At 69.0% G+C, this 24135-nt stretch carries 19 protein-coding genes and 1 tRNA gene; 14 read left to right on the top strand and 6 right to left on the bottom strand.

The window, feature by feature from the left end; all coding sequences use genetic code 11:
* The first annotated feature begins 18 nt into the window (after nt 1-18).
* Entirely contained in the window at nt 19-1044 is a 1026-nt protein-coding gene (locus FPH17_RS03870; RefSeq protein ID WP_154878753.1) for a Dyp-type peroxidase, read from the top strand.
* Nucleotides 1045-1068: 24 nt separating this feature from the next.
* Here the strand turns inward: FPH17_RS03870 and FPH17_RS03865 are convergent, their stop codons facing one another.
* Nucleotides 1069-2529, bottom strand: coding sequence for a DUF4185 domain-containing protein (locus tag FPH17_RS03865; protein WP_238397070.1), 1461 nt, complete (start codon nt 2527-2529; stop codon nt 1069-1071).
* Between the two features lie 167 nt (nt 2530-2696).
* Between FPH17_RS03865 and fdnG the strand changes: the two genes are divergently transcribed.
* The 3 genes from fdnG to nrfD are packed head-to-tail and all read left to right on the top strand — an operon-like array spanning nt 2697 to nt 8081.
* Complete coding sequence (fdnG, locus tag FPH17_RS03855) at nt 2697-5966, top strand: formate dehydrogenase-N subunit alpha (protein ID WP_208722072.1); 3270 nt, start codon at nt 2697-2699, stop codon at nt 5964-5966.
* A gap of 6 nt (nt 5967-5972) precedes the next feature.
* Nucleotides 5973-6989, top strand: a complete 1017-nt coding sequence (locus FPH17_RS03850; RefSeq protein WP_203085475.1) for a 4Fe-4S dicluster domain-containing protein — start codon at nt 5973-5975, stop codon at nt 6987-6989.
* Nucleotides 6990-8081: an NrfD/PsrC family molybdoenzyme membrane anchor subunit gene (nrfD, locus tag FPH17_RS03845; protein ID WP_154878750.1), complete on the top strand. Its 1092-nt coding sequence runs from the start codon at nt 6990-6992 to the stop codon at nt 8079-8081.
* Here nrfD and selD read toward each other — a convergent pair whose 3' ends face one another.
* On the bottom strand, nt 8082-9074 hold the full coding sequence (gene selD, locus FPH17_RS03840) for a selenide, water dikinase SelD (protein ID WP_154878749.1): 993 nt from the start codon (nt 9072-9074) through the stop codon (nt 8082-8084).
* A 24-nt stretch (nt 9075-9098) separates the two neighbouring features.
* Between selD and FPH17_RS03835 the strand changes: the two genes are divergently transcribed.
* The 4 genes from FPH17_RS03835 (at nt 9099) to FPH17_RS03820 (ending at nt 13481) form a co-directional block, all read left to right on the top strand.
* A tRNA-Sec gene (locus tag FPH17_RS03835) sits at nt 9099-9193 on the top strand.
* Between the two features lie 23 nt (nt 9194-9216).
* On the top strand, nt 9217-10512 hold the full coding sequence (gene selA / locus FPH17_RS03830) for an L-seryl-tRNA(Sec) selenium transferase (protein WP_208722071.1): 1296 nt from the start codon (nt 9217-9219) through the stop codon (nt 10510-10512).
* Nucleotides 10509-12287 carry a selenocysteine-specific translation elongation factor gene (gene selB / locus FPH17_RS03825; RefSeq protein ID WP_244288055.1) on the top strand — a complete coding sequence of 593 codons (1779 nt, stop codon included), beginning with the start codon at nt 10509-10511 and terminating at the stop codon, nt 12285-12287. The genes selA and selB overlap by 4 nt, the downstream gene beginning before the upstream one ends.
* A gap of 117 nt (nt 12288-12404) precedes the next feature.
* Nucleotides 12405-13481, top strand: a complete 1077-nt coding sequence (locus FPH17_RS03820) for an HNH endonuclease signature motif containing protein (RefSeq protein WP_154878748.1) — start codon at nt 12405-12407, stop codon at nt 13479-13481.
* Nucleotides 13482-13492: 11 nt separating this feature from the next.
* On the opposite strand, the gene FPH17_RS03815 is transcribed toward FPH17_RS03820, so the two are convergent.
* On the bottom strand, nt 13493-14683 hold the full coding sequence (locus FPH17_RS03815) for a hypothetical protein (RefSeq protein WP_154878747.1): 1191 nt from the start codon (nt 14681-14683) through the stop codon (nt 13493-13495).
* 60 nt (nt 14684-14743) lie between these two features.
* On the bottom strand, nt 14744-15688 hold the full coding sequence (locus FPH17_RS03810) for a DUF808 domain-containing protein (RefSeq protein WP_095537017.1): 945 nt from the start codon (nt 15686-15688) through the stop codon (nt 14744-14746).
* Nucleotides 15689-15908: 220 nt separating this feature from the next.
* Between FPH17_RS03810 and FPH17_RS03805 the strand changes: the two genes are divergently transcribed.
* Genes FPH17_RS03805 through FPH17_RS03790 form a run of 4 tightly spaced genes read left to right on the top strand, consistent with a single transcriptional unit; the run spans nt 15909 to nt 19084 of the window.
* Nucleotides 15909-16532 (top strand): ECF transporter S component, encoded by a 624-nt coding sequence (locus FPH17_RS03805; RefSeq protein WP_154878746.1) that lies wholly within the window; start codon nt 15909-15911, stop codon nt 16530-16532.
* The gene (locus FPH17_RS03800) at nt 16533-17858 is read left to right on the top strand and encodes an ABC transporter ATP-binding protein (protein WP_154878745.1); all 1326 of its coding nucleotides are present in this window, start codon (nt 16533-16535) and stop codon (nt 17856-17858) included. It begins immediately after the preceding gene.
* A complete protein-coding gene (locus tag FPH17_RS03795; RefSeq protein ID WP_154878744.1) occupies nt 17855-18616 on the top strand; it encodes an energy-coupling factor transporter transmembrane component T family protein in 762 nt (253 codons plus the stop codon). Before FPH17_RS03800 ends, FPH17_RS03795 begins: the two co-directional genes overlap by 4 nt.
* Nucleotides 18617-19084, top strand: coding sequence for a nucleoside/nucleotide kinase family protein (locus FPH17_RS03790; RefSeq protein WP_154878743.1), 468 nt, complete (start codon nt 18617-18619; stop codon nt 19082-19084).
* Here the strand turns inward: FPH17_RS03790 and FPH17_RS03785 are convergent.
* Complete coding sequence (locus FPH17_RS03785; RefSeq protein WP_095275813.1) at nt 19081-19617, bottom strand: ribonuclease FAU-1 family protein; 537 nt, start codon at nt 19615-19617, stop codon at nt 19081-19083. The genes FPH17_RS03790 and FPH17_RS03785 overlap by 4 nt on opposite strands.
* A 5-nt stretch (nt 19618-19622) precedes the next feature.
* Entirely contained in the window at nt 19623-20309 is a 687-nt protein-coding gene (locus FPH17_RS03780) for an Rv1157c family protein (protein WP_095275816.1), read from the bottom strand.
* A 239-nt stretch (nt 20310-20548) separates the two neighbouring features.
* On the opposite strand from FPH17_RS03780, the gene typA reads away from it, so the two are divergent.
* Together typA and FPH17_RS03770 are read left to right on the top strand one after the other, a co-directional pair.
* A complete protein-coding gene (typA, locus tag FPH17_RS03775; RefSeq protein ID WP_095275818.1) occupies nt 20549-22465 on the top strand; it encodes a translational GTPase TypA in 1917 nt (638 codons plus the stop codon).
* Nucleotides 22466-22476: 11 nt separating this feature from the next.
* The gene (locus FPH17_RS03770; protein WP_154878742.1) at nt 22477-24123 is read left to right on the top strand and encodes an ABC transporter family substrate-binding protein; all 1647 of its coding nucleotides are present in this window, start codon (nt 22477-22479) and stop codon (nt 24121-24123) included.
* Nucleotides 24124-24135: the final 12 nt, after the last annotated feature.

Here is a 24135-nt window from a genome sequence, read left to right as displayed (position 1 = left end):
CCGCGTAGGGTAGGGGCCATGAACGAAAAGTACTCAGCAGACGTTTCGCAAACTGTCATCCTTCCCCAGTCCAAGGACGCGATCTTCCTCACCGTCACGCTCAACGAGGGCACCGAGAAGCCGGCGCTCGAGGTCATCACCGGCCTGAAGGGCCTGGTCAACGGCGTTGGGTTCCGCTGGCCCGAGGCACAGCTGAGCGCCGTGGTGGGCATCGGCGCGAACCTGTGGGACCGCCTGTTCACCACCCCGAAGCCGGAGGGCCTGCACCCCTTCCGCGAGCTGCAGGGGGCGAAGCACCACGCGCCGTCCACCCCCGGCGACCTTTTCTTCCACATTCGCGCCGACGAGTACGACGTCGCGTTCGAGCTCGCCCGGCGTATCAACGCGCAGTTGGAGGGCGCGGTGGCCGAGTACGACGAGGTCCACGCGTTCCAGTACCAGGACTTCCGTGACCCGCTCGGTTTTGTCGACGGCACCGAGTCCCCGCGCGGGCAGGCCGGCGTGGAAACCGCGCTGATCAAGGACGGCGACTGGGCCGGCGGTTCCTACATTGTGGCGCAGAAGTACATCCACAACCTCAAGGCGTGGAACGACCTGCCGGTAGAGGAGCAGGAGAAGGTCATCGGTCGCACCAAGCACTCGGACGTGGAGATGGGCGAAGATGTCAAGCCCGCCAACTCCCACGTGGCGCTGAACTCCGTGAAGGACGAGAACGGCGAGTCGCTAGAGATCGTGCGCAACAACCTGAGCTTCGGCGACGCCATGGGCAACCAGGGCACCTACTTCATGAGCTACGCCAAGGACGTGCGCATCACCGAGCTCATGCTGCGCCGCATGTTCATCGGCGAGCCGGAAGGCAACTACGACCGCATCCTGGACTTCTCCGAGGCGCTCACCGGCGTGAACTTCTTCGCCCCCTCCGCGAAGTTCCTGGAGGAGGCTGCCAGCCACGCCAAGCAGGAGTTCCTCCCGGAGGAGGAGACCCCGGCCGCGCCCCAGCCCGCCACCACGGCCTCTCAGGGCAAGGTCATCTACGGCGAGTAAACCGGGGCGCGTCGCCCGGCGCAGCTAGATGTGCAGGAACTCGCGCAGCTGCGGCGGGAGCGCCCCGCGCCAGTACGGGAAGGACATCGCGGCGAGCGCGGCGATGCCGGCAAGCACGCCGACGATGGTGACGATGCGCTCCGTCTCTTCATCCATGTTGGCGCTCAGGGACGCGCCACCGCCGCCACCATTACCGCGGCCAGTCGGCTCGTCCTTTGCCGGGACTACCTCGCGCAGCGGCGGCAGCTCGCTCGAGTCGATGCCGTAGAACGTGTCCAGCCCGCGCACGTTGAACTGCGTGGACATGTAGCGCTTGTTGGTGTCGGTATTCCACTGCGAGACGACGACGTCCAAGTTGTCGATGGTGGAGCCCGGAACGATGTAGCCGCCGTAGGGCTGCGACCAGTTGGTGGGGGACTGCTTGTCGCTCCAGCTGCCCGCCTTGGCAATGGTGGAGACCGGCACGTCGTTCCAGTCGCGCTCCAGCGTGTCCGAGATGCGCACCTCGATCGCGTCGGTCGCGTCATTGAACATCACCAGCACCCAGTACCCCTGGATGTAGCGCAGGTTCATCTCGCCGGCCTGGACGTTCTTGGACAGGATCGGGGCGGCCTCATCGGTCCAGTTGTCCGTGTCCGGGTCGTAGAGCTCCCACTTCGTGCGATCGTCGATGTCCTCCAGCTTGAAGCGGGACAGGTAGACCGGGTCGGCGCGCTTGAAGGAGGAGGAGACGGCGTAGATGTAGCCGTCGTCGCCCTCCTCCCAGCTGATCAGGTCTCCCATGCCGTTCATGTGACCGTTGCCGGTGTAGCCGATCGACGTCCACTCGCGGCCGCGGGACGTGGACTTCCAGATCTGGGTGTTGCTCACGTTGCCGATGCCGTTGTTCCACATCGCCTGCATGTACAGCGTGCCGTCGATATTGATGATGTCCGACGGGATGAGCGTGAGGTTGCCCTCCTGGTAGTAGCTGATCAGCTTTTCCACCTTGCTGCCGCTGTTCATCGGCCGCTGAACAGCAACGAAGCCGTCCTTATCGGTCTCGGCGATGACGCCGGTGGGGCTCATCCAGGTGCCCTTGCCAAACGCCTTGCCGGTGAAGGAATCGCCGAAGACCATCGCGTACTCGCGGTCATCCAGCGGCGCCATCACGCCGAGGTCGGTCGCGCCCATCCCGATACCCTCCGTCCAGGGGCCGAGGATGTCGCCCTTGACCTGGACCGTCGTACCGTTCGGCATCGCCACCGGGCGCGAGGCGTTCACGGCCGCCTGGCCGGCGAAGTTCTCAACGTGCAGTTCCGACGCGGACTTCGGATCGGAGCTGATCGCATCGCTCGCTTCGTCGGAATTGTCCAGGAAATCGTCCGAGCCCTCAAGCTCGATCTTCTGTGCGTGCGCTGCCTGCGGGGCGGCGACTGAGGAGAGGGCGATAGAACTGGCGACGGCGGCGCACAGCAGTGCGCGGCGGCGGGAAGAGGAGTGCATGCTGTCTCTGTTCAAACTTGGGGGTGAGTAAGGGCACTTATAAGAAGCACAATGAATGTATCAAAGCAGCTGCGATTGCGTAGGGCATTGTTGAACGGGGGTACCACGTGTCTGTGTATCGGGTGTGAAACTCGTCGAAGGCGCGAAACTTGGCTAGTCTGAAGGGCATGTCTCGTTTCAGCCCCTTGAACTGGCCGGTGGTGCGCCAGGTGCGGGACGGTGACCTTTTCGCTCGTGGAGCGAATACGGAATCGTCGAAAAGCAAAGACCTGAAGGGCCGCATTGAAGATGCGGACCGGGTGGTCAAGAGCGTGTGCCCGTACTGCGCCGTCGGCTGCGGTCAGCGCGTGTACGTCAAGGATGAGAAGGTCATCCAGATCGAGGGCGACCCGGATTCGCCGCACTCCCGCGGGCGGCTCTGCCCCAAGGGTGCTGCCTCCGAGCAGCTGGTGAACGCGCCGGGGCGCCTCACCGAGATTCTCTACCGCGCCCCCGGTGCCACGGAATGGCAGACGCTGGACCGCGGCACCGCGCTGGACATGGTCACCGACCGCTTTATGGAGGCGCGCAAGAACGGGTGGCAGGATTTTGACGAGGAAGGGCGGCCGCTGCGCCGCACCATGGGCATCGCCGGGCTCGGCGGCGCGGCCATGGATAACGAGGAAAACTACCTGATCAAAAAGCTCTGGACCGCCTCCGGCGCGGTGCAGATTGAGAACCAGGCCCGCATATGACACTCGTCCACGGTTCCCAGTTTGGGATCCTCGTTTGGACGCGGCGGCGCAACCCAGCCGCTGCAGGACATGGCCAATGCGGACTGCATTGTGATCCAAGGCTCGAACATGGCCGAGGCACACCCGGTCGGGTTCCAGTGGGTCATTGAGGCGAAGGCGCGCGGCGCCAGGATCATTCACGTTGATCCGCGGTTTACGCGGACGTCGGCAATCGCTCACAAGCATGTGCCCATCCGCGGCGGCTCGGACGTCGTGCTGCTCGGCGCGGTGATCAACTACGTGCTGCAGAACGACCTGTTCTTCCGCGACTACGTCACCGCGTTCACGAACGCCTCGACGCTGATCAGCGAGGAATTCCAGGACACCGAGGACCTCGACGGGCTGTTCTCCGGGTACGACCCGGAGACCGGTGCGTACGACAATGCGACGTGGCAGCCGCAGAAGGCGTGGGACGCGAAGGTGTCGTGGGACAACAAGACGGACCCGACGCTGGAGGACCCCAACACGGTCTTCCAGATTCTCAAGCGCCACTACGCGCGCTACACGCCCGAGGTGGTGGAGCAGGCCTGTGGTATCTCGCAGGAGGACTTCTTCTACCTGGCGGACTCCATCGTGGAGAACTCCGGGCGCGAGCGCACCACCTGCTTCGCGTACGCACTCGGCTGGACGCAGCACACCATGGGCGCGCAGTTCATCCGCACCTGCGCGATCCTGCAGCTGCTCATGGGCAACGTGGGCCGCCCCGGATCCGGCATTATGGCGCTGCGCGGGCACGCCTCCATCCAGGGCTCCACGGACGTGCCCACGCTGTTCCACCTGCTGCCCGGCTACCTGCCCATGCCGCAGTCCACGGTGCAGACGTGGGACCAGTACCTCGACGCCGTGTCCAAGCGCGACCAGAAGGGCTTCTGGCAGCAAGGCGAGAACTACGCGGTCTCGCTGATGAAGGCCTACTGGGGCGATGCCGCCACCGAGGACAACAACTGGGGCATGGACCTCATGCCGCGCTTGACGGGCGCGCACTCCACCTACCACACCCTGCAGCTCATGGACCAGGGGCTTATCGACGGCTACTTCGTCTTCGGCCAGAACCCCGCCGTTGCGCAGTCGAACGGGCGGATGCAGCGACTGGCCATGTCCAAGCTCAAGTGGATGGTCGTGCGCGACTTCCAAGAGATCGAGACCGCGACGTTTTGGAAGGACTCGCCCGAGATCAAGTCCGGCGAGCTGGTCACCGAGGAGATCGACACGGAGGTGTTCCTCTTCCCGGCGGCGAACCACGTGGAGAAGGCGGGCACGTTTACCCAGACCCAGCGCCTCCTGCAGTGGCGCTTCAAGGCGAAGGACGCGCCGGGGGATGCGGACAGTGACCTGCAGTTCTTCTACGAGCTGGGGCAGCGCATCAAGGAGCGCGTGAAGGACTCGACGGACCCGCGCGACATCCCGCTGCAGCTGATCACGTGGGACTACGAGACGGATGCCGAGGGCGAGATCGATCCCGAGTCCGTGCTGCGCGAGATCAACGGCTACTACATCGACGGCCCGCGCAAGGGCCAGATGGTGGACAAATTCGCAGACCTCAAGGCGGACGGCTCGACGGCGTCCGGCTGCTGGATCTACTGCGGCGTGTTCGCCGGCGACGTGAACCGTTCGGCGAAGAAGCGCCCCGGCCAGGAGCAGGACGAGATGGCCCTGGACTGGGGCTGGGCGTGGCCGATGAACCGCCGCGTGCTGTACAACCGCGCCTCGGCGGACGAGGACGGTAAGCCCTGGTCCGAGCGCAAGCGCCTCGTCTGGTGGAACGAAGACGAGGAGCGGTGGGTCTCCAAGGACATCGTGGACTTCCCCGTGGACCGCGCCCCCGGTTACAAGCCGGAGCGCGACGCCGTGGGGCCCGCCGCCATCGCGGGCAACGACGCCTTCATCATGCAAGATGACGGCCGCGCATGGCTCTTCGCGCCCACCGGCATGGTGGACGGCCCGATGCCCACGCACTACGAGCCGCAGGAGTCACCGTTCCCCAACGTGCTCTACGGCCAGCAGCAGTCGCCGTCGCGCATCGTGATGCGCGGGGAGCACAACCTGTCGGCGCCGAACTACGGCGAGCCGGGCACGGACGTCTACCCGTACATGCTCAACACCTACCGGTTGACCGAGATGTACACCTCCGGCGCGATGACGCGCACGCTGCCGTTTTTGGCGGAGCTGCAGCCGGAGCTGTTCTGCGAGGTCTCGCCGGAGCTGGCAGAGCGCGTCGGGCTGAGCAACGGCGAGTGGGCGACGATCATCTCGCCGCGTAACGCCATCGAGGCGCGCGTCCTGGTCACCGACCGCATCAAGACGCTCACCGTCGGCGACCGTGCGTTTGAGCAGATCGGCATGCCGTTCCACTACGGCCGCGGCAACTACGCTGAGGTGGCTGGCGACGGGCCGAACGACCTGCTCGGCATCATGCTGGACCCGAACGTGAACATCCAGGCCTCCAAGGTCTCGGCCGTGGACATCCGCCCCGGCCGCCGGCCCCGCGGCGCCGCGCGCGTCGAGCTGGTGCGCGAGTACCAGCAGCGCGCCGGCCTGGACGAGAACACGGGCACAGTGCTTCACGACGCCACGTCGCAGGCCGCCGTCCGCCAGGGACAAGGCGACGCCTCGGCAGCCAAGGACGACCCCACGAAGGACAACATGTCGAACCAGGAAGGGTAAGGCGAAGTGCAGACGAAGAACCGGATCACGGAATCGCCCTCCCACGTGGGCTACGACGGTGAGCAGCGCAAGGCGTTTTTCACCGACACCTCAATCTGCATCGGCTGCAAGGCCTGCGAGGTGGCCTGCAAGGAGTGGAACCGCAACCCGCAGGACGGCGACTACGCCATGTCGGGCATGTCGTACGACAACACCGGCTCCCTCGGGGCGAACACGTGGCGCCACGTGGCGTTCATTGAGCAGAGCGAAGAGCAGATCCAGCAGGCCCGCGAGGAAGGCAAGAAGCTGGTCACGCTCGGGATGCCGGGGATGCCGGGTGCATCGGGGGAGGGTGACGGTGGCGTCGATAAGCATGAGCCCCAGCTGCCGGACACCCCGGACTTCCGCTGGCTGATGTCGTCGGACGTGTGCAAGCACTGCACCAACGCGGGCTGCCTGGATGTGTGCCCGACGGGCGCGCTGTTCCGCACCGAGCACGGCACGGTGGTGGTGCAGGACGACGTATGCAACGGCTGCGGAACGTGCGTGGCCGGCTGCCCGTTCGGCGTGATCGAGCGGCGCGCCGACGGCGGGGTGCAAAAGCGCAACGAGCGCGCGAAGGTGGGGGAGGACTTCACGGTCGGCGAGGTCGCGCCAATCAAGAACGTCGGCGTGGCGCAGAAGTGCACGATGTGCTTCGACCGCCAGCAGGTCGGCGAGGGCCCGGCGTGCGCGAAGACGTGCCCGACCAACTCCATCCAGTACGGCACCTACACCGAGATGCTCGCCGCCGCGAAGGCCCGCGTGGCCGAGCTCCACGCACAGGGCATGACCGAGGCGCGACTCTACGGTGCGAACAGCTACGATGGCGTCGGCGGCACCGGCTCGATCTTCCTGCTTCTCGACGCCCCCGAGGTCTACGGCCTGCCGCCGGACCCCGAGGTGCCCACCGCAAACCTGCCCGAGATGGCCAAGCGGGCCGTCGTCGCGGCCGCGGGGCTCGTCGGCGCCGCCGCGGCGGCATTCGTGATCGGAGGAAAGTAGATGGCAGAGTTCGATTCCTTCCGTCCACCGGAGCCGCCGCGCGGACCGAAGCGACGGAGCGGCTCGACCCGCTACGGCGGCAAGAAGCGGCGGCGCGGCGAGGAGCTCATGGTGCCGCGCGCGGACTTTGAGCAGTACGACTCCTACTACGGGCGGCCGATTGTGAAATTCCCGCCGTGGGAATGGCCGATCGGCGTCTACCTATTCCTGGGCGGCATGGCGGGCGGGTCCTCGCTGCTGGCCGTGGGTGCCGGCGCGACCGGCAACAGGGAGCTGCAGCGCAACACGCGCCTGACCGCGGCGGTTGCCGCGGCGGTGGGATCCGGCTGCCTGGTCATCGACCTCGGGCGCCCCGAGCGCCTGCTCAACATGTTCCGCGTGTTCAAGCTGTCCTCGCCGATGTCGGTGGGGTCCTGGATCCTCGGTGCCTTCTCCGGCGGCGCGATGGTCGCCGCGGCGGCGGAGGCGGACGCGCTCACCGGCGAGCGGGCCCCACTGCCTGGGCCGACACGGACACTCCTGCACGCGCTGGCCACCCCGGCCGGCGTCGCCTCCGGGCTGATGGGTGCGCCGCTGGCCGTCTACACCGCGGTGCTGCTTGGTAACACGTCAGTGCCTATGTGGCAGGACGCGCACAAGGAGCTGCCCAACCTGTTCGTCTCCTCGGCGGCGTGCGCGTCCGCGGGTGCTGCGCTGGTGACGACTTCCACCGGGCACAACGGCCCGGCCCGCGCGCTGGCCGGGGTTGGTGCGGTGGCGGACGTGGTGGCGTCATCAGTGCTCACCCGCAGGCTGACCGAGCCGTTGGAAGAGACGATGGAGCACGGCAAGGCGGGGAAGTTCCTCAAGGCCGCGGAGGCGTTGGTCATCGCCGGCGGGCTCGGGGCGGTGTTCGGCGGGAAGCGCCGCGCGGTCGCGGCGGCGAGCGGTGTCGCGCTGGCTGCGGCGTCGTGCCTGACCCGTTTCGGCATCATCGCCGCGGGGAAGCGCTCCACTGAGGACCCGAAGTACGTGGTGGAGCCGCAGCGCGCCAGGTTGCGCGCCCGCCAGGAGGCCGGCCAGGTCGGCGACTCCATCACCACCGCGTCCTAGCTAGCGCACGCGCACGCGCCCGGTGCCCTCGGTGGTTTCGCCGATGATGGGGTAGCCGGGCACCTCGCCGATGACCAGGAGGCCGCCGGAGGTCTGCGCGTCGGCGAGCAGGAGCAATTCCTCTTCGTTGAGGCCGTCGGCATCAACGTGCGGGCGCACCCAGTCCAGGTTGCGCTGCGAACCGCCCGGGATGAAGCCTTGGGCAAGGGTGTCGCGTGCGCCGTCGATAAGCGGCACCTTCGTGTGGTCGATGACCGCGTCGACGCCGGAGGCGCGCGCCATCTTGTACAGGTGGCCGAGTAGGCCGAAACCGGTGACGTCGGTGGCGGCGCGCGCACCGGCGTCGACGGCGGCGCGGGAGGCGTCGCGGTTGAGCGTGGTCATGACCTCGACCGCCTCGTCGAACCACTCGCCGGTGGCCTTGTGGCGGTTGTTCAGCAGGCCCGAGCCGATCGGCTTGGTCAGCGTGATGGGCAGGCCGGGGGCGGCGGCGTCGTTGCGCATAAGGCGTGCGGGGTCGATCGTGCCGGTGGCGGACATGCCGTAGATTGGCTCGGGCGCGGAGATGGAGTGCCCGCCGGTGACGGAGATGCCGGCCGCGCTCGCGCCGTCGAGCCCGCCGTGGAGGACCTCGCGGATGAGCTCCTGCGGGAGGACGTCGCGCGGCCAGCCAAGCAGGTTGATGGCGGTGATGGGGGTGCCGCCCATGGCGTAGACGTCGGAAAGCGCGTTGACCGCGGCGATCTTTCCCCAGGTGTACGCGTCGTCCACGACGGGGGTGAAGAAGTCGGCGGTGGAAATGACGGCGAGGTCATCGCGCACGCGGATCGCGGAGGCGTCGTCGCCGTCGTCCAGGCCGACGATCACGCTGGGGTCGTGCACGCCGACGAGGCCCTTGACGGCGTCTTCCAGCTCGCCGGGCGGGATCTTGCAGGCGCAGCCGCCGCCGGCGGCGAATTGGGTGAGACGAATCTTGGGGTTCGTGGTGCTCATGTGGCCTATGGTAGCGTTTTGCGCGGAGGCGTACGTGTCCTGGTGGGCGCCCCAGTCTTCAAAACTGGTGAGGCCGAGCAGCTCGACCTGGCAGGTTCGATTCCTGTCCGTCTCCGCCACGCTTTTCGAGGAGGACACGAGCTTGACCGACCCGCGCCGCCACATCCCCCGCACCGACGCGCTGCTGGCGTTGGCGCAGGACACGCCGCTCGCCGCGCACGCGCTCAAGGCCCTCGCGCGCACTACGCAGGACGCTTGTCGACGCCACCTTATCCCACCCCACGCCGCCGAGTCCTACTTCCTCGCACTGGTTGGCAAGGGTGTCGCCTCTATGACGCCGGTGCTCAACGCGACGGGCGTGGTGGTGCACACCAACGTGGGGCGCGCGGCACTCGCGCCGGAGGCCGTCGACGCCCTCGTCGACGCCGCGGGCTACGTGGACGTAGAGATGGACCTCGCGACCGGCCGCAGGTCGCGCAACCGCGGGGCGGGCGCGCGCGACGCGCTGCTCGCGGCGTGCCCGGCGGCGGAGGATGCGCTGGTGGTCAACAACGGCGCGGGCGCGCTCCTGCTAGCCAACGCGGCGCTGGCGGAGCACGGCCGCGTGCTCATCTCGCGGGGCGAGCTCATCGAGATCGGGGCCGGGTTCCGCCTGCCGGAGCTCATCGAGTCGGCCCGCGTCGAGCTCGTCGAGGTGGGCGCGACGAACCGGACGCACCCGCACGACTACGAGCGCGCCGCCTCGGGCGCGAGCGCCATCCTGAAGGTGCACCCGTCCAACTACCGAGTCCACGGCTTCACCGCCGAGGCGGGCGTGGCGCAGCTGCGCCACATCGCCGACGCGCACGAGCTTTCCCTCATCGTGGACACGGGCTCCGGGCTGCTGCGCCCGGACCCGGCGCTTCCCGACGAGCCCGACGCCACCACCGCGCTGCGCGCCGGCGCCGACATCGTCCTCTTCTCCGGCGACAAGCTGCTCGGTGGGCCGCAGGCGGGCGTGATCCTGGGGCGCAAGGACGCCGTCGAGCGGCTGCGGCGGCACCCGCTGGCGCGCGCGGTGCGCGTGGACAAGCTGCGCCTCGCCGCGCTCGAAGCGACCGTCCGGCTGCGGAACACACCCACCTCAGCGGCGCTGCACGCCGACCCCGACAAGCTGCGCACCCGCGCCGACGCGCTCGCCGCGGCGCTGCGGGAAGGCGGCACGGCCGCGCGCGTCGTGCCGCACGACGGCCGCGTCGGCGGCGGGGGAGCACCCGGCGTCCCGCTCGCCGGCTGGGCGGTGGCGGTTGACCAGTCGCTCGCCGAGCCACTCCGCCTCCAACGCCCCGCCGTCCTCGGCCGCGTCCACGACGGCGCGCTGCTGCTCGACCTGCGCTGCATCCCACCCGCGCGGGACGCCGAGCTCGCCCGCGCCGTCGCCGAAGCGGGGCAGCAATGACGCCCCCGACGTACGTCATGGCAACCGCGGGCCACGTCGACCACGGCAAGTCCACCCTGGTCAAGGCGCTCACCGGGATGGAGCCGGACCGCTGGGAAGAGGAGAAGCAGCGCGGGCTCACCATCGACCTCGGCTTCGTCTGGGCCCGACTGCCGCGGGGAGCCGGCGACCCCGTCGACGTGGCCTTCGTCGACGTGCCCGGCCACGAGCGCTTCATCGCCAACACACTCGCCGGCGTCGGCCCCGCGCCCGCCGTCCTCTTCGTCGTCGCGGCCGACGAGGGGTGGATGGCGCAGTCCACCGACCACGCCGCCGCCATCGACGCCTTCGACATCACCGACGCAGTCATCGCAATGACCAGGGCCGATCGCGCCGGCCGCGCGCGCCGCGACGAGGTGCGCGCCGAGATCGCGCGCCACGTCGCCGGCACCACGCTGGAGGGCGCGCCGGTCGTCGAGGTCTCCGCGCACACGGGTGAGGGGATGGTGGAGTTGGGGCGCGTGTGCGTCGATAAGCTGCGAAATGCGCCGCGGCCCGACCCGGACGCGCGCGTGCGACTGTGGGTCGACCGCGCATTCACCATCAAGGGGGCGGGCACCGTGGTCACCGGCACGGTCACCGCGGGCACGATCCGCCCTGGCGACACGCTGCGGCTCGGCGCGCGGGACGTGCAGGTGCGCGGCATCCAGTCCGAGGACACGCCGATCGGCGCGGCTGCCCCCGCGATACGCGTCGCGCTCAACCTGCGCGGGGTCAGCGCCGAGGAACTCGGCCGCGGCGACGCGCTGTGCACCCCGGGCGCGTGGGAGCAGACCTCGCTTATCGACGCCCACATCACCACCGGCCAACCAGCCACCAACCTCCCGCACGAACTGGTCGCGCACGTAGGCACCGCGCAGGTCCAGGCGAAGGTGCGGCCGTTCGGCGCCGACTACGTGCGGCTGGTGCTCGACCGGCCGCTGCCCCTGACGCTCGGCGACGCGCTCGTGCTCCGCGGCCCCGGCGCCCAGCACATCCTGGCGGGCGTGCGCGTGGTCGATGCGGACCCGCCGGAGCTGCGGCGCCGCGGCGACGGCAGGCGCCGCTCCGAGCAGCTACCCGCGCTGCCGTCGTTGGATGCGGAGATCACGCGGCGCGTGGCGGTCACGCCCACGCACCTGGCTCGGCTCGGTTTCGACGTGCCGGCGGCGCCGCCGGCGGGCACGGTGGCGTTCGCCGGGTACTGGGTCCGCGCGAGCCAGGTGATGGAGTGGAAGCGCGAGCTGGCGGCGGCGGTGGCGGAGCACGAGCGCGACAACCCGCTCTCCGCGGGCCTCTCGGCTGGCGCGGCGTCCGATCTGCTTGAGCTGCCCGACCCGAAGCTGCTCGCGCTGGCGGCCGCGGCGGCCAAGCTCACGCTCGCCGGCGGGGGGGTGACCAGCGGCGCGCAGCGGGACCTGGGGCCGGGCGTGGCCCGCCTAGAGGAGCACTTGCGCGACCAGCCGTTCCGTGCGCCGGAGGCGGCGGACCTCGCGCGCTGGAACGTGGGCGAGAAGGAGTTGGCGGCGGCGGAGCGCGCGGGCCGCATCGTGCGCCTCGGCGACGGCGTCGTGCTGCTCGCCTCGGCCCCCGCCCGCGCCGCGGAGCTGTTGCGCGACCTCGACTCGCCCTTCACCGCCTCGCAGGCGCGCCGCGCGTGGGACACGACCCGCCGCGTGGCGATTCCGCTGCTCGAGCTTCTCGACGCCCACGGCATCACCCGCCGCCTCGACGGCAACCTCCGCGTGCTGCGTTGAAATCCCGAAACCTTATTAGACGTTGAAAACACCCCGCCGGTTCCCTGCTCGGCCGAAAGTGAAATCCTTCTCACAAACCATTGAACCCGCAGGTCAAGCAGGTTTATGCTGTGTGGCATGACGCTTCTCGACGACCTGATCACCCTCGACAACCGCGGCATCGACCTTGTTGCCGCGGCCGCGTCGTCAAGCGCCGACACGCTCATCTCCCGCGGCATGGACCCCGACCGCGCCGCCCAACTTGCCACCGCCGCCGAGGTCTTCTTCGCCCCGGTACGCAACCGCCGGGCGCAGACCGCCTGCGTCGACGCCGCACGCGACCGCGGCCACCGGATCGACACCCTCGCCTTTATCGCCCGCTCGTCTCGCAGCCTGACCAAGGATGCGGATCGCTGGAAATACCGCCGCGCCCTGTGCGAGACCGACGGCGATTTACGCACCATCATGCGCGAGGCGAAGAAACTCAAAAAGAAGCTCGCCCCACCGACACCGCGGGCACCGAAAGCAAGCATTACCTACCACGACAAGGGCTTATCCACCTTGCACGTGACGGGGCGCACCAGCGACGTGCTCGCCGCCTACCACGCAGCACACCCCGACCCGGCAGCCTGGTTGACCGGTAATACCACCGCCCGTGCTGCCGCACCGCAGGTGACCACGGTGCTTAACATGGACATCGGCGAGTTCGCCGCCTGGCGCACCCACTCCAACAACGCCGCCGAGATCCAGGTGCAGCTGACCAACGGTGAGTGGCTTGACGGTGCCGAGTTGGTCAACCGGAAGCTCAACAAGGCCGGCTATATCGCGTTGATCTCGCCGACTGACGGGCCGGTCAACCTGTACGCGACCACCCTTGCCGGGGATGACCCGGCCAACCCGAGGCGGGCGACCCGGGAGCTGCGGCTGTTGATGAGTGCGGACGGGCCGACGTGCGCCTGGGCGGATTGCCACCAGCCGGCGGATGTCTCCGAGGCGCACCACCTGACTGAGTGGGCCAGCGGGGGTGGGACGGAGATTGGGAACCTGTGCTGGTTGTGCACCTACCATAATCGGCAAAACGGCAGGCCAGGACGCGGCAGGATGCACCGGCACCGCGGGCGCGTCACGTGGCAGAGCCCGAGTGGGTATCGAATACCCGGCGGGGTTGATCACGCCGACCCCGACAGACGCGCACAACGCCTCGCCCACATCTGACACACGCCCGCCTAGTCTGCCGGCGTGACTCCGTCGCGCTCTGCTATGAAATGCTGCAGCGTGCGGTCGGGGGCGCGGTGGTGCCCCTCGGTCTCGAGCCCCGACGCCGCCTGCGCGCGCTGCTGGCGGCGCAGCTGCACCTTCTCCACTTCGGTGAGATAGTCGCCCGCGCCGCTCCACGAGTGCTGGGGCGCGAACCCCGCGAGCCGCGCGCTGTGCAGGTCCGCGAACGATTCGGTTGGCGTGGGGTCCGGTTCCGGTGCTGGCGCTGGTGCTGGTTCCGGTTCCGGGTCGGGGGCGGGAGTGTCATCGACGATGCCGAAAATCTCCGTCGGCGCCGCCATCTCGGCCGGACGGTCGCCGCCGGTGAGCGAGACGTAGCGCGCCGTGTGCAGTGGCTTGACCTCCTCGTCTGGGTCCGTCGCGTAGTCGTGCTCCACGGTGACAGCCCACGAGCCGTCGGGGAAGTCGACCACGGACCAGGGGCGGCGCGGGCGCGAGTCGGGGACGCTCAGCGCGGGGACGAGTACGGGCCCTTCGCCCGGTGAAGCGACGTCGAGGGCGGCCATGGCGTCGATAAGCACTGTCCTGGCGTAGACCTCTGGGGCGCCGAGGGCCGTGGCTTCTTCGACGAACTCGACGAGGTCGAGCGCGTCGTCGCCGGTGAAGCCGCCGAGCACGCGGCCGTCGTAGACCGCGACGACGGTGTCGGCGATGCGGTGCAGGGCCACGAGCCACTGGCCGGGGGAGAGCATCTCCAGCTCCTCGGCGGAGAACTCGCCCGCGGCGGTGTCGATGACCATCATGTCGCCGGGCGGGAGGACCCACGCGCCGGCCGGGGTGTCGTTGCGTGGCACGGCGAGCTGGGTGGGAGGCAGGATCACGGCCACGTCGAACTGGCCGGTGGCGGCGTTGAACCGCAGCTCTGCGGTCGTGCCCGGGCGGAGCAGCGACTTGTGCACGCGCTCGATGTCGGGGAAGCGGGCGCGGTCCTCGGCGGGGACGGTGCCGATCACTGCGCCGTTGTAGCGGACGCGCCACGACCCGGTCAGCGGGTTCGCCTCGAGGTCGACGTCGATGTACGAGGTGGCGCGGTTGGCTTCGAAGTCGGTGAAGAGCGCGGCCTGCACCACGTGGGTGAGCCGGATCTCTTCGCCCGCGCCCCAGATAGCGGGGGAGAGGGGGTAGCGCTGGAGTCCCACGGCCTTGGCCTCCTTCGGCTTGTGTCGTTCGTTGCCGTTTACTTTAGGCGCTCCGACACACTACGCGGCCTGGTGCCCCGCTTCCTTGTCGCGAGACGGCAGCACCTTCTTCACGCCGGAGACAATGGCCAGCACGATGAGACCCACGATGAGGCCGGTGACCAGGGAGATGCCGGTGTCGACGAGCCAGCCGAGCGCGCCGCCGCCGACGGCCTCGACGCCGCGCTCGATGAGGTCGTGCGGCCAGTGCCAGCCGAAGACCTCGTGGAAGCCGCGGATGATCAGGTGTCCGCCGACCCACAGCATGGCGACGGTGCCGATGATGCCGATTGCGGCGAGCACGTACGGCATGCCCTTGACCAGCGCGCGGCCGAGTCCTGGCGTGCGGCCGCGTTCGATCATGCCGTGGCCGATGTCGTCGACTTTCACCAGCAGCGCAACGGCGCCGTAGACCAGCACGGTGAGGAAGATGCCCACCGCGATGAGGACGGCAGCTTCCATCCAGATGGGCTGGTCGGCGACCTCATCGAGCGAGATGATCATGATCTCGGCGCTGAGGATGAGGTCTGTCGTAATGGCGGACTTCACCAGCGAGTCTTCGTCCGCAGCCGACTTGTTCGCGGCGCGCTCCTGCTCGGCCTTGTCGTCGGCGGTGAGCTTGTGCACGATCTTTTCGGCGCCCTCGAAGCAGAGGTAGGTGCCGCCGACCATGAGCAGCGGCACGAGCGCCCACGGCGCGACCGCGTTGAGCAGCAGCGCGATCGGCAGGATGATGAGCAGCTTGTTGCGCAGCGAGCCCTTGGTGATCTTCCAGATCATCGGCAGCTCGCGCGCGGGCGTGACGCCGGAGACGTACTGCGGGGTCACGGCGGCGTCGTCGATGATGACGCCGACCGCCTTGCTCGAGGTTTTCGCGGTCATTGCGGCCACGTCGTCTGTTGATGCCGCGGCGGTGCGCGCGATCAGCGCGACGTCGTCAAGCAGTGCGAGGAGTCCACCAGCCATCTTCTTACCTTTCTGTTGACAGCGCTCCAAGCTTATCGACGATCACCCGCCCCGCCCACTCCGCACGATTCGGGCGGTTCCGGCGGCCCCGATGTGCTCGGGTACGCTGATGATGCACTACACGGGAGCTGGGCGCGAGCGCCTGGCTGAGATTCCGCGTTACGCGGTAAACCGTCGAACCTGATCCGGGTAATACCGGCGATAAGGAAGGAAGATTCGCATGACTGCGGCACCGAAATCCAACTCCTGGCGCGTGATCGACATTGTCACCGCCGCCGTCCTCGGCGTGGCCTGCGGCCTGCTGTTCGTGCTGTGGAACGGTGTGGGCTACGCGGGCTACAAGGCTATCGACGCCGTCACCCCCGGCCTCGGCGGCCTGTTCACTGGCATCTGGCTGATCGGCGGCGTGCTGGGCGGGCTTATCATCCGCAAGCCGGGCGCGGCCGTGTTCGTGGAGGTGCTCGCGGCGTCGGTCTCCGCGCTGCTGGGCAGTCAGTGGGCGATCGAGACCGTGTACTCCGGACTTGCCCAGGGCTTCGGCGCGGAGCTCATCTTCCTCATCTTTATGTACAAGCGCTTCTCGCTGGACGTCGCGGTGCTCTCCGGCATCGGCGCGGGCGTGGGCGCGTTCGTGCTCGAGCTGTTCACCTCCGGGAACCTGGCGATGAGCCTGAGCTACAACCTGATCTACCTCGTGTGCACGGCCATCTCCGGCGCGGTGCTCGCGGGCCTGCTCGGCTTCGTCCTGGTCAAGGCGCTGGCGAAGACCGGTGCGCTGGACCGCTTCGGTGCGGGCCGTGAACGGCTGCGCGCACAGGCAGGCACGCCGAACCCGGGCCGCTAGATGCCCGCGATCCTGGCCGAGGGCCTGAGCTACCAGTACGCCACCCGCGCCGAGCCCGCGTTTACCGGCGTGGACCTGCGCGTCGAGCGCGGTGAGCGCGTCATCCTCACCGGCGATTCCGGCTCCGGGAAGTCCACGCTGCTTGCCGTGCTCGCCGGTCTGGCGGGAGGCGACGACGAGGACGGCCACAGCACCGGCACGCTCAGCGTCGACGGTACGGTCGGCATGGTGATGCAGGACCCGGAGGCGCAGACCATCCTCACCCGCGTGGGTGACGACGTCGCCTTCGGCGCGGAGAACCTTGGCGTGCCGCGCGAGGAGATCTGGCAGCGCGTGCGCGCCTCCCTCGACGCCGTGGGCCTCGACGTGCCGCTGGATCACAACACCGCGCACCTCTCCGGCGGGCAGAAGCAGCGGCTCGCGCTCGCCGGCGTGCTCGCGATGGGGGCGGACATCCTCATCCTCGACGAGCCGACCGCCAACCTGGACCCCGCGGGCCGCGACGAGGTCATCGCGGCGGTGGAGCGCGTGTGCAACGACACCGGCGCCACGCTCATCGTCGTGGAGCACCGCCCGCGGCCGTGGGCCCACCTGGCGACGCGCGCGGTGCGGCTGGGCGCGGAGGGGGTGGATGAGGTGGGCGTCGAGAAGCTGCCCGGCGCCCCGCAGCTGCCGCCTGCGCGCCGTGTGCCGAGCGGAACCCCCGCGGCGCTGACGACGCGCGGTGTGCAAACGCGCGTGGGGCCGCCGCGCGACCTGACCATCCCCGAGGGTGCGTCGACCGTGATCACGGGGCCGAACGGCGCGGGCAAGACGACGCTCGCGCACGTGCTGGCGGGCCTGGACGCGCCGAAGGCGGGCGAGATCATCTACGCGGACTCGATTACCCGTGGGCTGACCACGCCGGCGATCCGCTGGAAGTCGGCGCAGCTCGCCGAGCGCATCGGATTCGTCTTCCAGGAACCGGAGCACCAATTTGTCACCTCGACGGTGCGCGAGGAGATGGCGCTGTCCGGCGCGACGCAGGAACGCATCGACGAACTGCTGCGGAGGCTGCGCCTTTCGCACCTCGTCGGCGCGAACCCGTTCACCCTCTCGGGTGGGGAGAAGCGCCGGCTGTCGGTCGCGACCGCACTGGTCAACGCGCCGAGCCTCGTGCTTTTCGACGAGCCCACGTTCGGCCAAGACGACCGCACCTTCGCCGAGCTGGCGCGCCTGATCCGCGAGCTCACCGAGGTGGGCGTGACGGTGGTGTCGATTACGCACGACGAGGTGTTCATCGACTCGCTCGGCGACCACATCATCCGGTTGGAGGCTGCATCGTGAACCTGCTCGAGGGGATGAACCCGGTCACACGCATCCTGGGCCTTGCGCTGCTGACAACGCCGCTGTTGGTGAGCATCGACTGGGTCTCCGCGACCGTCGCCATCGTGGCGACGCTCCTGCTCGCGCCGCTGTGCGGGGTGGGCTACGGCAGGTTCGCGCGCCGCGCCTGGCCGCTTCTGTTGCTGGCGCCGCTCGCCGGCATCCCGATGGCGCTGTACGGCCAGTCGGGCGGCGAGGTCTACCTGGACTACGGGCTGATCCAGGTCTCGGAGCTGTCGGTGTCGCTGGCGTGGGCGATTACGTTGCGCGTGCTGGCGGTGGCGCTGCCGGTGGTGGTGCTCTCCGCCGACGTGGATCCGACGGATCTTGGCGACGGGCTTGCCCAGGTGCTGCGCCTGCCGGCGCGGTTTGTGCTGGGGTCGGTCGCCGCGCTGCGCATGCTCACGCTGCTGCGCGAGGACGTGGAGGCGATGCGACGCGCGCGGCGCTCGCGCGGGATCGCGGACATGAACCGGGTGCGCTACGCGTTCTCGCTCGCCTTCGGCTTGCTCGTGATGTCGTTGCGCCGCGCCGGCAAGCTCGCCACCGCCATGGAGGCGCGTGCGTTTGGGCGGTCGGGGACGCGCACGTGGGCTCGAGAGTCGAAGATGCATGCTCGCGACTGGGTGGTGCTGGCGGTGTGCGTGGCGCTCGCCGCCGTCGCGCTCGGCGCGGCTTGGGCGACGGGGGAGTTTCGCCCGGTGTGGGCGGTGGGCTAAGTGCCGTACACGCTGCTTATCGACGGCCCCTCCGGCGCCGGAAAGACCTCGCTGGCCAACCAGATTGGCGCCGCGCTCGGCATCCGCGTGGTGCACCTGGACGACTTTTATCCCGGCTGGTCGGGCCTCGCGGAGGGGGCGGCGATGGTGGCCCGCGACGTGCTCGACCCGTTCGCGCCCGGATACTGGCGGTGGGACTGGGAGCGCGACAGGCGAGGGGAGTGGGTGCCCCTTGACCCGCGAGCGGATGTGATTGTGGAGGGGGTGGGGGCGGTCACGTGGGCGTCGATAGGCAAGGCCCGGGCGCGGGGCAGCGTGGACACGCTGCGGGTGAGCGCCGACGATAGCTTGCGCAAGCGGCGGGCGCTTGCACGCGACCCGTACTACGCCGAGTTTTGGGACATGTGGGCCGCGCAGGAGGCGCAGCTCGCCTGCGTTCCGGTGGACGTGGAGGTGCGGCGCGTTTAGCCGGCCGGTGTGAGCTCGACCTCGTCGGCCCAGGTGAGCTCGATGCCGAGGGCGCGGAGCCACTCCATCGCGTCGTCGTCGTGGCGAGTGATGCCCTCGACCGCGCGAAGGGTGACGTCGATCGCCTTTTCGGCTTCTTCGGCGGTGATGAGGCCGGCGGAGCAGGCGGCGGCGAGCTCGTCGATGTCCACGACGTCGATCGGGTTGCCGGTCAGCGACACAAGGTCGACGTAGAGGTCGCGGGTGCGCCAGACGTCGCCGTCAACGTCAATGTCCGCGACGTCGAAGTAGAAGTCTTGCTCCTTCTCCGCGCCCTCGCGGAAGTGGAAGATGTTGGCGCGCAGACCAAGCTCGGGCAGCAGCCAACTCTCCAGGTAGCCGAAGCGGGGGTGGTTCGCGCCGCGGGCCATGTAGAGGCCGAAGTCCGTCACCTTGTACGTGTCCACCTCGCGGAGGAAGCCCTTCGGGTCGGTGTTGGTGTTCGACGTGGTGTCGAAGCTTTCCTGCTTCACGGGGTGAAGGTCGGCGCTCATGGTTACTACCTCACGTGGAAACTAGCTGCGGTGGGGGCGAACTTGCAGACGTTGTCGGCGGTGCGGGCACTGCCGTCAATGACTGCCAGGACGCGGCCGGCGCCTGTCGCGGCGGTGCCGGACAAGGTGGTCGGTCCTGTCGGGTTTATCCCGTGGTTGCCCAACGGCGTTACACCGGTGCGGAAATTGTCGAGGTTGATCCAGTACGCATTCATGAGGCCCTGGTCCTGCGCTGCCGCCGGCGTGCCGAGCGCCGTGAAGACGAATGTGGCCTCGCCCGCGGCGGCGCCAGGCTGGGGGCTCGTGGCGGGGCCGGGGACCACGAGCGCGGAAGCAGTGGAGTGCATACCAGGGCCGATGCAGTTGGAGGAGACGGTCGGCCAGGCGAACTGCGTGAACGCGGGCGCGTCCTGCGGCAGCTCGGGGCCGCCGAGCTCGCCTTGCCCGGCGTAGAAGGCGAGGGCGGTGCGCAGCAGGTTGGCCGCGTCAGCGGGGACGAACGGCTGGCTGGCAAACGCCTCGACGCGCGCAATGGTCTCGTCGTTCGGGCGGCCCAGCGTGTCGAGCGGGTTGGAGGACGTCGTGGAGCCGACGGTGACGGGCCCCGCGGAGGGAGCGGCGTGCGCGGCCGGGGCGACGGCGAGCGTGGCGGCGGCAAGTGCGCTAGCAGCGGCGATGGCGGTGGTTCGCACGGCGGTGACGTCTTCCTTCGGGGTCTCGGGGCTGGGGGCTCGACGCGGGGTCTGGCGCGCACGAACGCGCGCAACACACCCGCACCTTGCGCAACTACAGCAACAGTAGTCACTTTTGTCACACTGTCAAGGTGGGGTGGAGGGGCGTCGATAAGCGAAATGCTCCAAACGTGCGAGTTGGGCGCGGCAGGGGTAAGGTTTAAGCGTTCTACCGCCTATGTATAAGGAGCACCGGATCAGTGTCGCATCCTGAATTTCGTAACGTCGCCATCGTCGCCCACGTTGACCACGGCAAGACCACCCTGGTGAACGGCATGCTGGAGCAGTCCGGTGTGTTCGGCGACCACGGCGAGCATGGCGACCGTGTGATGGACTCCGGCGAGCTTGAATCCGAGCGTGGCATCACCATCCTGGCCAAGAACACGGCGATTCGCCGTAAGGGCAAGGGCAAGGACGGCCGCGACCTGGTCATCAACGTTATCGACACCCCGGGCCACGCCGACTTCGGCGGCGAGGTCGAGCGCGGCCTGTCCATGGTGGACGGCGTGGTGCTGCTTATCGACGCCTCCGAGGGCCCCCTCCCGCAGACCCGCTTCGTGCTTGGCAAGGCCCTCGAGGCCAAGAAGCCGGTGATCATCTGCGTGAACAAGACCGACCGCCCGGACGCGCGTATCGACGAAGTCGTGGAGGAAGCACAGGACCTTCTCCTCGAGCTCGGCGCGTCCCTGGAAGACCCGGAGGCCGCAGAGGCCGCCGAGAACCTGCTCGAGTTGCCGGTGCTCTACGCCTCCGGCCGCGAGGGCCGCGCGTCGCTGGAGAACCCGGGCAACGGCAATGTCCCGGAGAATGAGGACCTCCAGCCGCTCTTCGACGTCATTTACGACACCCTGCCGGAGCCGTCCGCCGAGATCGACGCGCCGCTGCAGGCCCAGGTGACCAACCTGGACTCCTCCTCCTTCCTCGGCCGTATCGCGCTGATCCGCGTGTACAAGGGCACCGTGAAGAAGGGCGACACCGTCGCGTGGGTCCACTACGACGCCGAGGGTGAGCAGCACGTGAAGAACGTGAAGATCGCCGAGCTGCTGGTCACCGAGGGGCTCGACCGCGTCCCGGCGACCGACGACGTGGTTGCGGGCGACATCGCCGCGGTCTCCGGTATCGACGAGATCATGATCGGCGATACGCTGTGCGACCCGGAGCACGTCGAGCCGCTGCCGCGCATCAAGATCGATGACCCGGCGATCTCCATGACCATCGGCGTGAACACCTCCCCGATGGCCGGCCGTAACGGCGGCGACAAGCTCACCGCGCGTATGGTCAAGGCCCGCCTGGATCAGGAGCTCATCGGTAACGTCTCCATCAAGGTGCTGCCGACCGAGCGCCCGGACGCCTGGGAGGTCCAGGGCCGTGGCGAGATGGCGCTGACCGTGCTCATTGAGACGATGCGCCGCGAGGGCTTCGAGCTCACCGTGGGCAAGCCGCAGGTGGTGACCAAGGAGGTCGACGGTAAGACCTACGAGCCGTACGACCACATGATCATTGACGTCCCGTCCGAGCACCAGGGTGCCGTCACCCAGCTCATGGCCAACCGCAAGGGCCAGATGACCACCATGGGCAATGCCGGTTCCGGCGACTGGGTCCGCATGGAGTTCGACGTGCCGTCGCGCGGCCTCATCGGCTTCCGCACCACCTTCCTCACCGAGACCCGCGGTGCAGGCATTGCCAACTCGTACTCCATCGAGCACCGCCAGTGGGCTGGCGAGATCAAGGGCCGCCCGACCGGCTCGCTCGTGGCTGATCGCTCCGGCCAGGTCACCGCGTACGCGCTGCAGAACCTCGCGGACCGTGGCGACTTCTTCGTCGAGCCGGGCGCCGAGGCGTACGAGGGCATGGTCGTCGGCGCGAACAACCGCGACGAGGACATGGACGTCAACATCACTAAGGAAAAGAAGCTGACCAACATGCGCTCCGCCACCGCGGACGCGACCGTCACCCTGGCGAAGGCGCGCACCCTGTCCCTGGACGAGGCCATCGAGTTCTGTGACGACGACGAGTGCGTCGAGGTTGCCCCGGAGGCCATGCGCGTGCGCAAGATCATCCTCGACGCCACCGAGCGCGGCCGCGCACGTTCCCGCGCGAAGGCAAAGAACAAGTAAGCGGTCTCCCCATGCACGTCCCCGCACGCAGGTGGTGTGCCGCGTTCGGCGCAGCGCTGCTGCTCGCGGGGAGTGCCGGGTGCGCCGCCAACCCCGGTCCGCCGCCGCTAGTGGACCCCGCCGAGGTGCAGGACGTCCCCGGCGGCGACACCAGCGCCAACGATGCTGGTGACGGCGCCGCGGAGCCGGACGAGGAGACGTCGACGAGCAGGCCCTCGCAAGGCCCCGAGCGGACCCAGATCACGGTCGGCACGGACGCGCTGCGCAACGGCCTGAACCCGCACCTGCGCGCCGACGAGTCCGCGACGGTGCGCAGCATCGCCAACCTCGTCCTGCCCAGCGCGTTTGTGGACGGCGTCCGCAACGACGAGCTGCTCGTCGCGGCGACGCGGCTGCCCACCTCGAGCTACGCCATGACGGTGCGCTACGTCATCGCGCCGGAGGCGCAGTGGTCCGACGGCACGCCGATTACCGGCGCTGACTTCGCCTACCTGTGGCGCGGGATGTCGCACACCCCGGGCGCGATCGACGCGGAAGGCTACGACGCGATCGTGGGCGTGCGCGTCAGCGGCGACGGCGGAAAGGTCGTCGACGTGGACTTCGCCCGCCCGGTGGGGCAGTGGCAGAGCCTGTTCCAGCACCTGCTTCCCGCGCACCTCTTCGCGGCGGACGCGTCGGACTTCCGCGCGGCGCTGCACGACACGATCCCGGCGTCGGCCGGCCGCTACATGGTGCGTGAGGTGGACCGCGGCCGCGGCACCGTCACGCTCAACCGCAACGACAGGTTTTGGGGCGAGTCGCCCGCGCAGATTGACATCATTAACCTCCAGGAGGTGCGCACGACCACCCAGGTTGCGGACCAGCTGCGCGCGGGCCAGCTCGCGTTCCTGGACAAGACGCCGCAGGAGACGTCGTCGCGTGTGCTCGACCTGCTGCCATCAACGCAGACGCGCCTGATCAGCACCCCGCGCACGCTGGGCGTGAACGTGTCAGTGACCTCGGGCCTGTCCCGCGGGATGCGCGAGGAGCTTCGCTCGCTTATCGACGTTCCACTGCTCGCCCCCATCAGCGCCGGCCGCTCCGCGGACCTGGACCCAGCCGAGCCTACCCCGCCCCTGGAAGGCGAGCCTGTGCGGCTGCAACAGTTCGTGGAGAAGTACCGGCCGCTGCGCATCGGCGTGGACGCCTCCGACACGGCCGCGTCCGCCGCGGCGCGCTCGCTCGCGGACATCCTCAACGGCCGCGGAGTGCGCGCGAGCGTCGTGTCCACCGATACCGCGTCGCTGCTGTCCAGCAGCATGCCCGATGGCAACGTTGACGTGCTGGTGGGGTGGCGGTACGACGCGGGGACCACCACCCAGCTGGCCGGGCGCGTGGCCTGCCCTACAGGCAAGTACCTGGAGGAGAACGTTTCCGGGCTGTGCACGCAGGAAAACCAGCTACTGGCCAGCGCCATCCTTTCCGGCGAGGTGGGCCAAGGCGAGGCGGCGCGGCGCGTCGCCGACATCGAGCAGCAGGAGGTGCTCTGGGTGCCGGTGGTGCGGGAGCGCCGCATCCTGGCGCTCGGGACTACAATCGACGGCCCCGACGCGGACCTGCAACGATGGAACCAAGGCCTGTCGAGCGCCGCGCAGTGGACGCTCACCGGCACTGAGTAGCAGCCGAGCAGC

Origin of the sequence: Corynebacterium gottingense (assembly GCF_007559235.1) — a bacterium.
GTDB lineage: Bacteria > Actinomycetota > Actinomycetes > Mycobacteriales > Mycobacteriaceae > Corynebacterium > Corynebacterium gottingense.
The sequence above is the reverse complement of the archived record's forward strand: the minus strand, read 5'-3'. Positions and strand labels throughout refer to the sequence as shown.

Excerpts from the sequence above, each read along its gene's own strand:
- FPH17_RS03820 (WP_154878748.1), top strand. The coding sequence starts at position 12,405 with ATGACGCTTCTCGACGACCTGATCACCCTCGACAACCGCGGCATCGAC.
- FPH17_RS03870 (WP_154878753.1), top strand. The coding sequence starts at position 19 with ATGAACGAAAAGTACTCAGCAGACGTTTCGCAAACTGTCATCCTTCCC.
- nrfD (WP_154878750.1), top strand. The coding sequence starts at position 6,990 with ATGGCAGAGTTCGATTCCTTCCGTCCACCGGAGCCGCCGCGCGGACCG.
- selB (WP_244288055.1), top strand. The coding sequence starts at position 10,509 with ATGACGCCCCCGACGTACGTCATGGCAACCGCGGGCCACGTCGACCAC.
- selD (WP_154878749.1), bottom strand. The coding sequence starts at position 9,074 with ATGAGCACCACGAACCCCAAGATTCGTCTCACCCAATTCGCCGCCGGC.
- FPH17_RS03800 (WP_154878745.1), top strand. The coding sequence starts at position 16,533 with ATGCCCGCGATCCTGGCCGAGGGCCTGAGCTACCAGTACGCCACCCGC.
- FPH17_RS03865 (WP_238397070.1), bottom strand. The coding sequence starts at position 2,529 with ATGCACTCCTCTTCCCGCCGCCGCGCACTGCTGTGCGCCGCCGTCGCC.
- FPH17_RS03805 (WP_154878746.1), top strand. The coding sequence starts at position 15,909 with ATGACTGCGGCACCGAAATCCAACTCCTGGCGCGTGATCGACATTGTC.
- FPH17_RS03770 (WP_154878742.1), top strand. The coding sequence starts at position 22,477 with ATGCACGTCCCCGCACGCAGGTGGTGTGCCGCGTTCGGCGCAGCGCTG.
- FPH17_RS03810 (WP_095537017.1), bottom strand. The coding sequence starts at position 15,688 with ATGGCTGGTGGACTCCTCGCACTGCTTGACGACGTCGCGCTGATCGCG.
- FPH17_RS03785 (WP_095275813.1), bottom strand. The coding sequence starts at position 19,617 with ATGAGCGCCGACCTTCACCCCGTGAAGCAGGAAAGCTTCGACACCACG.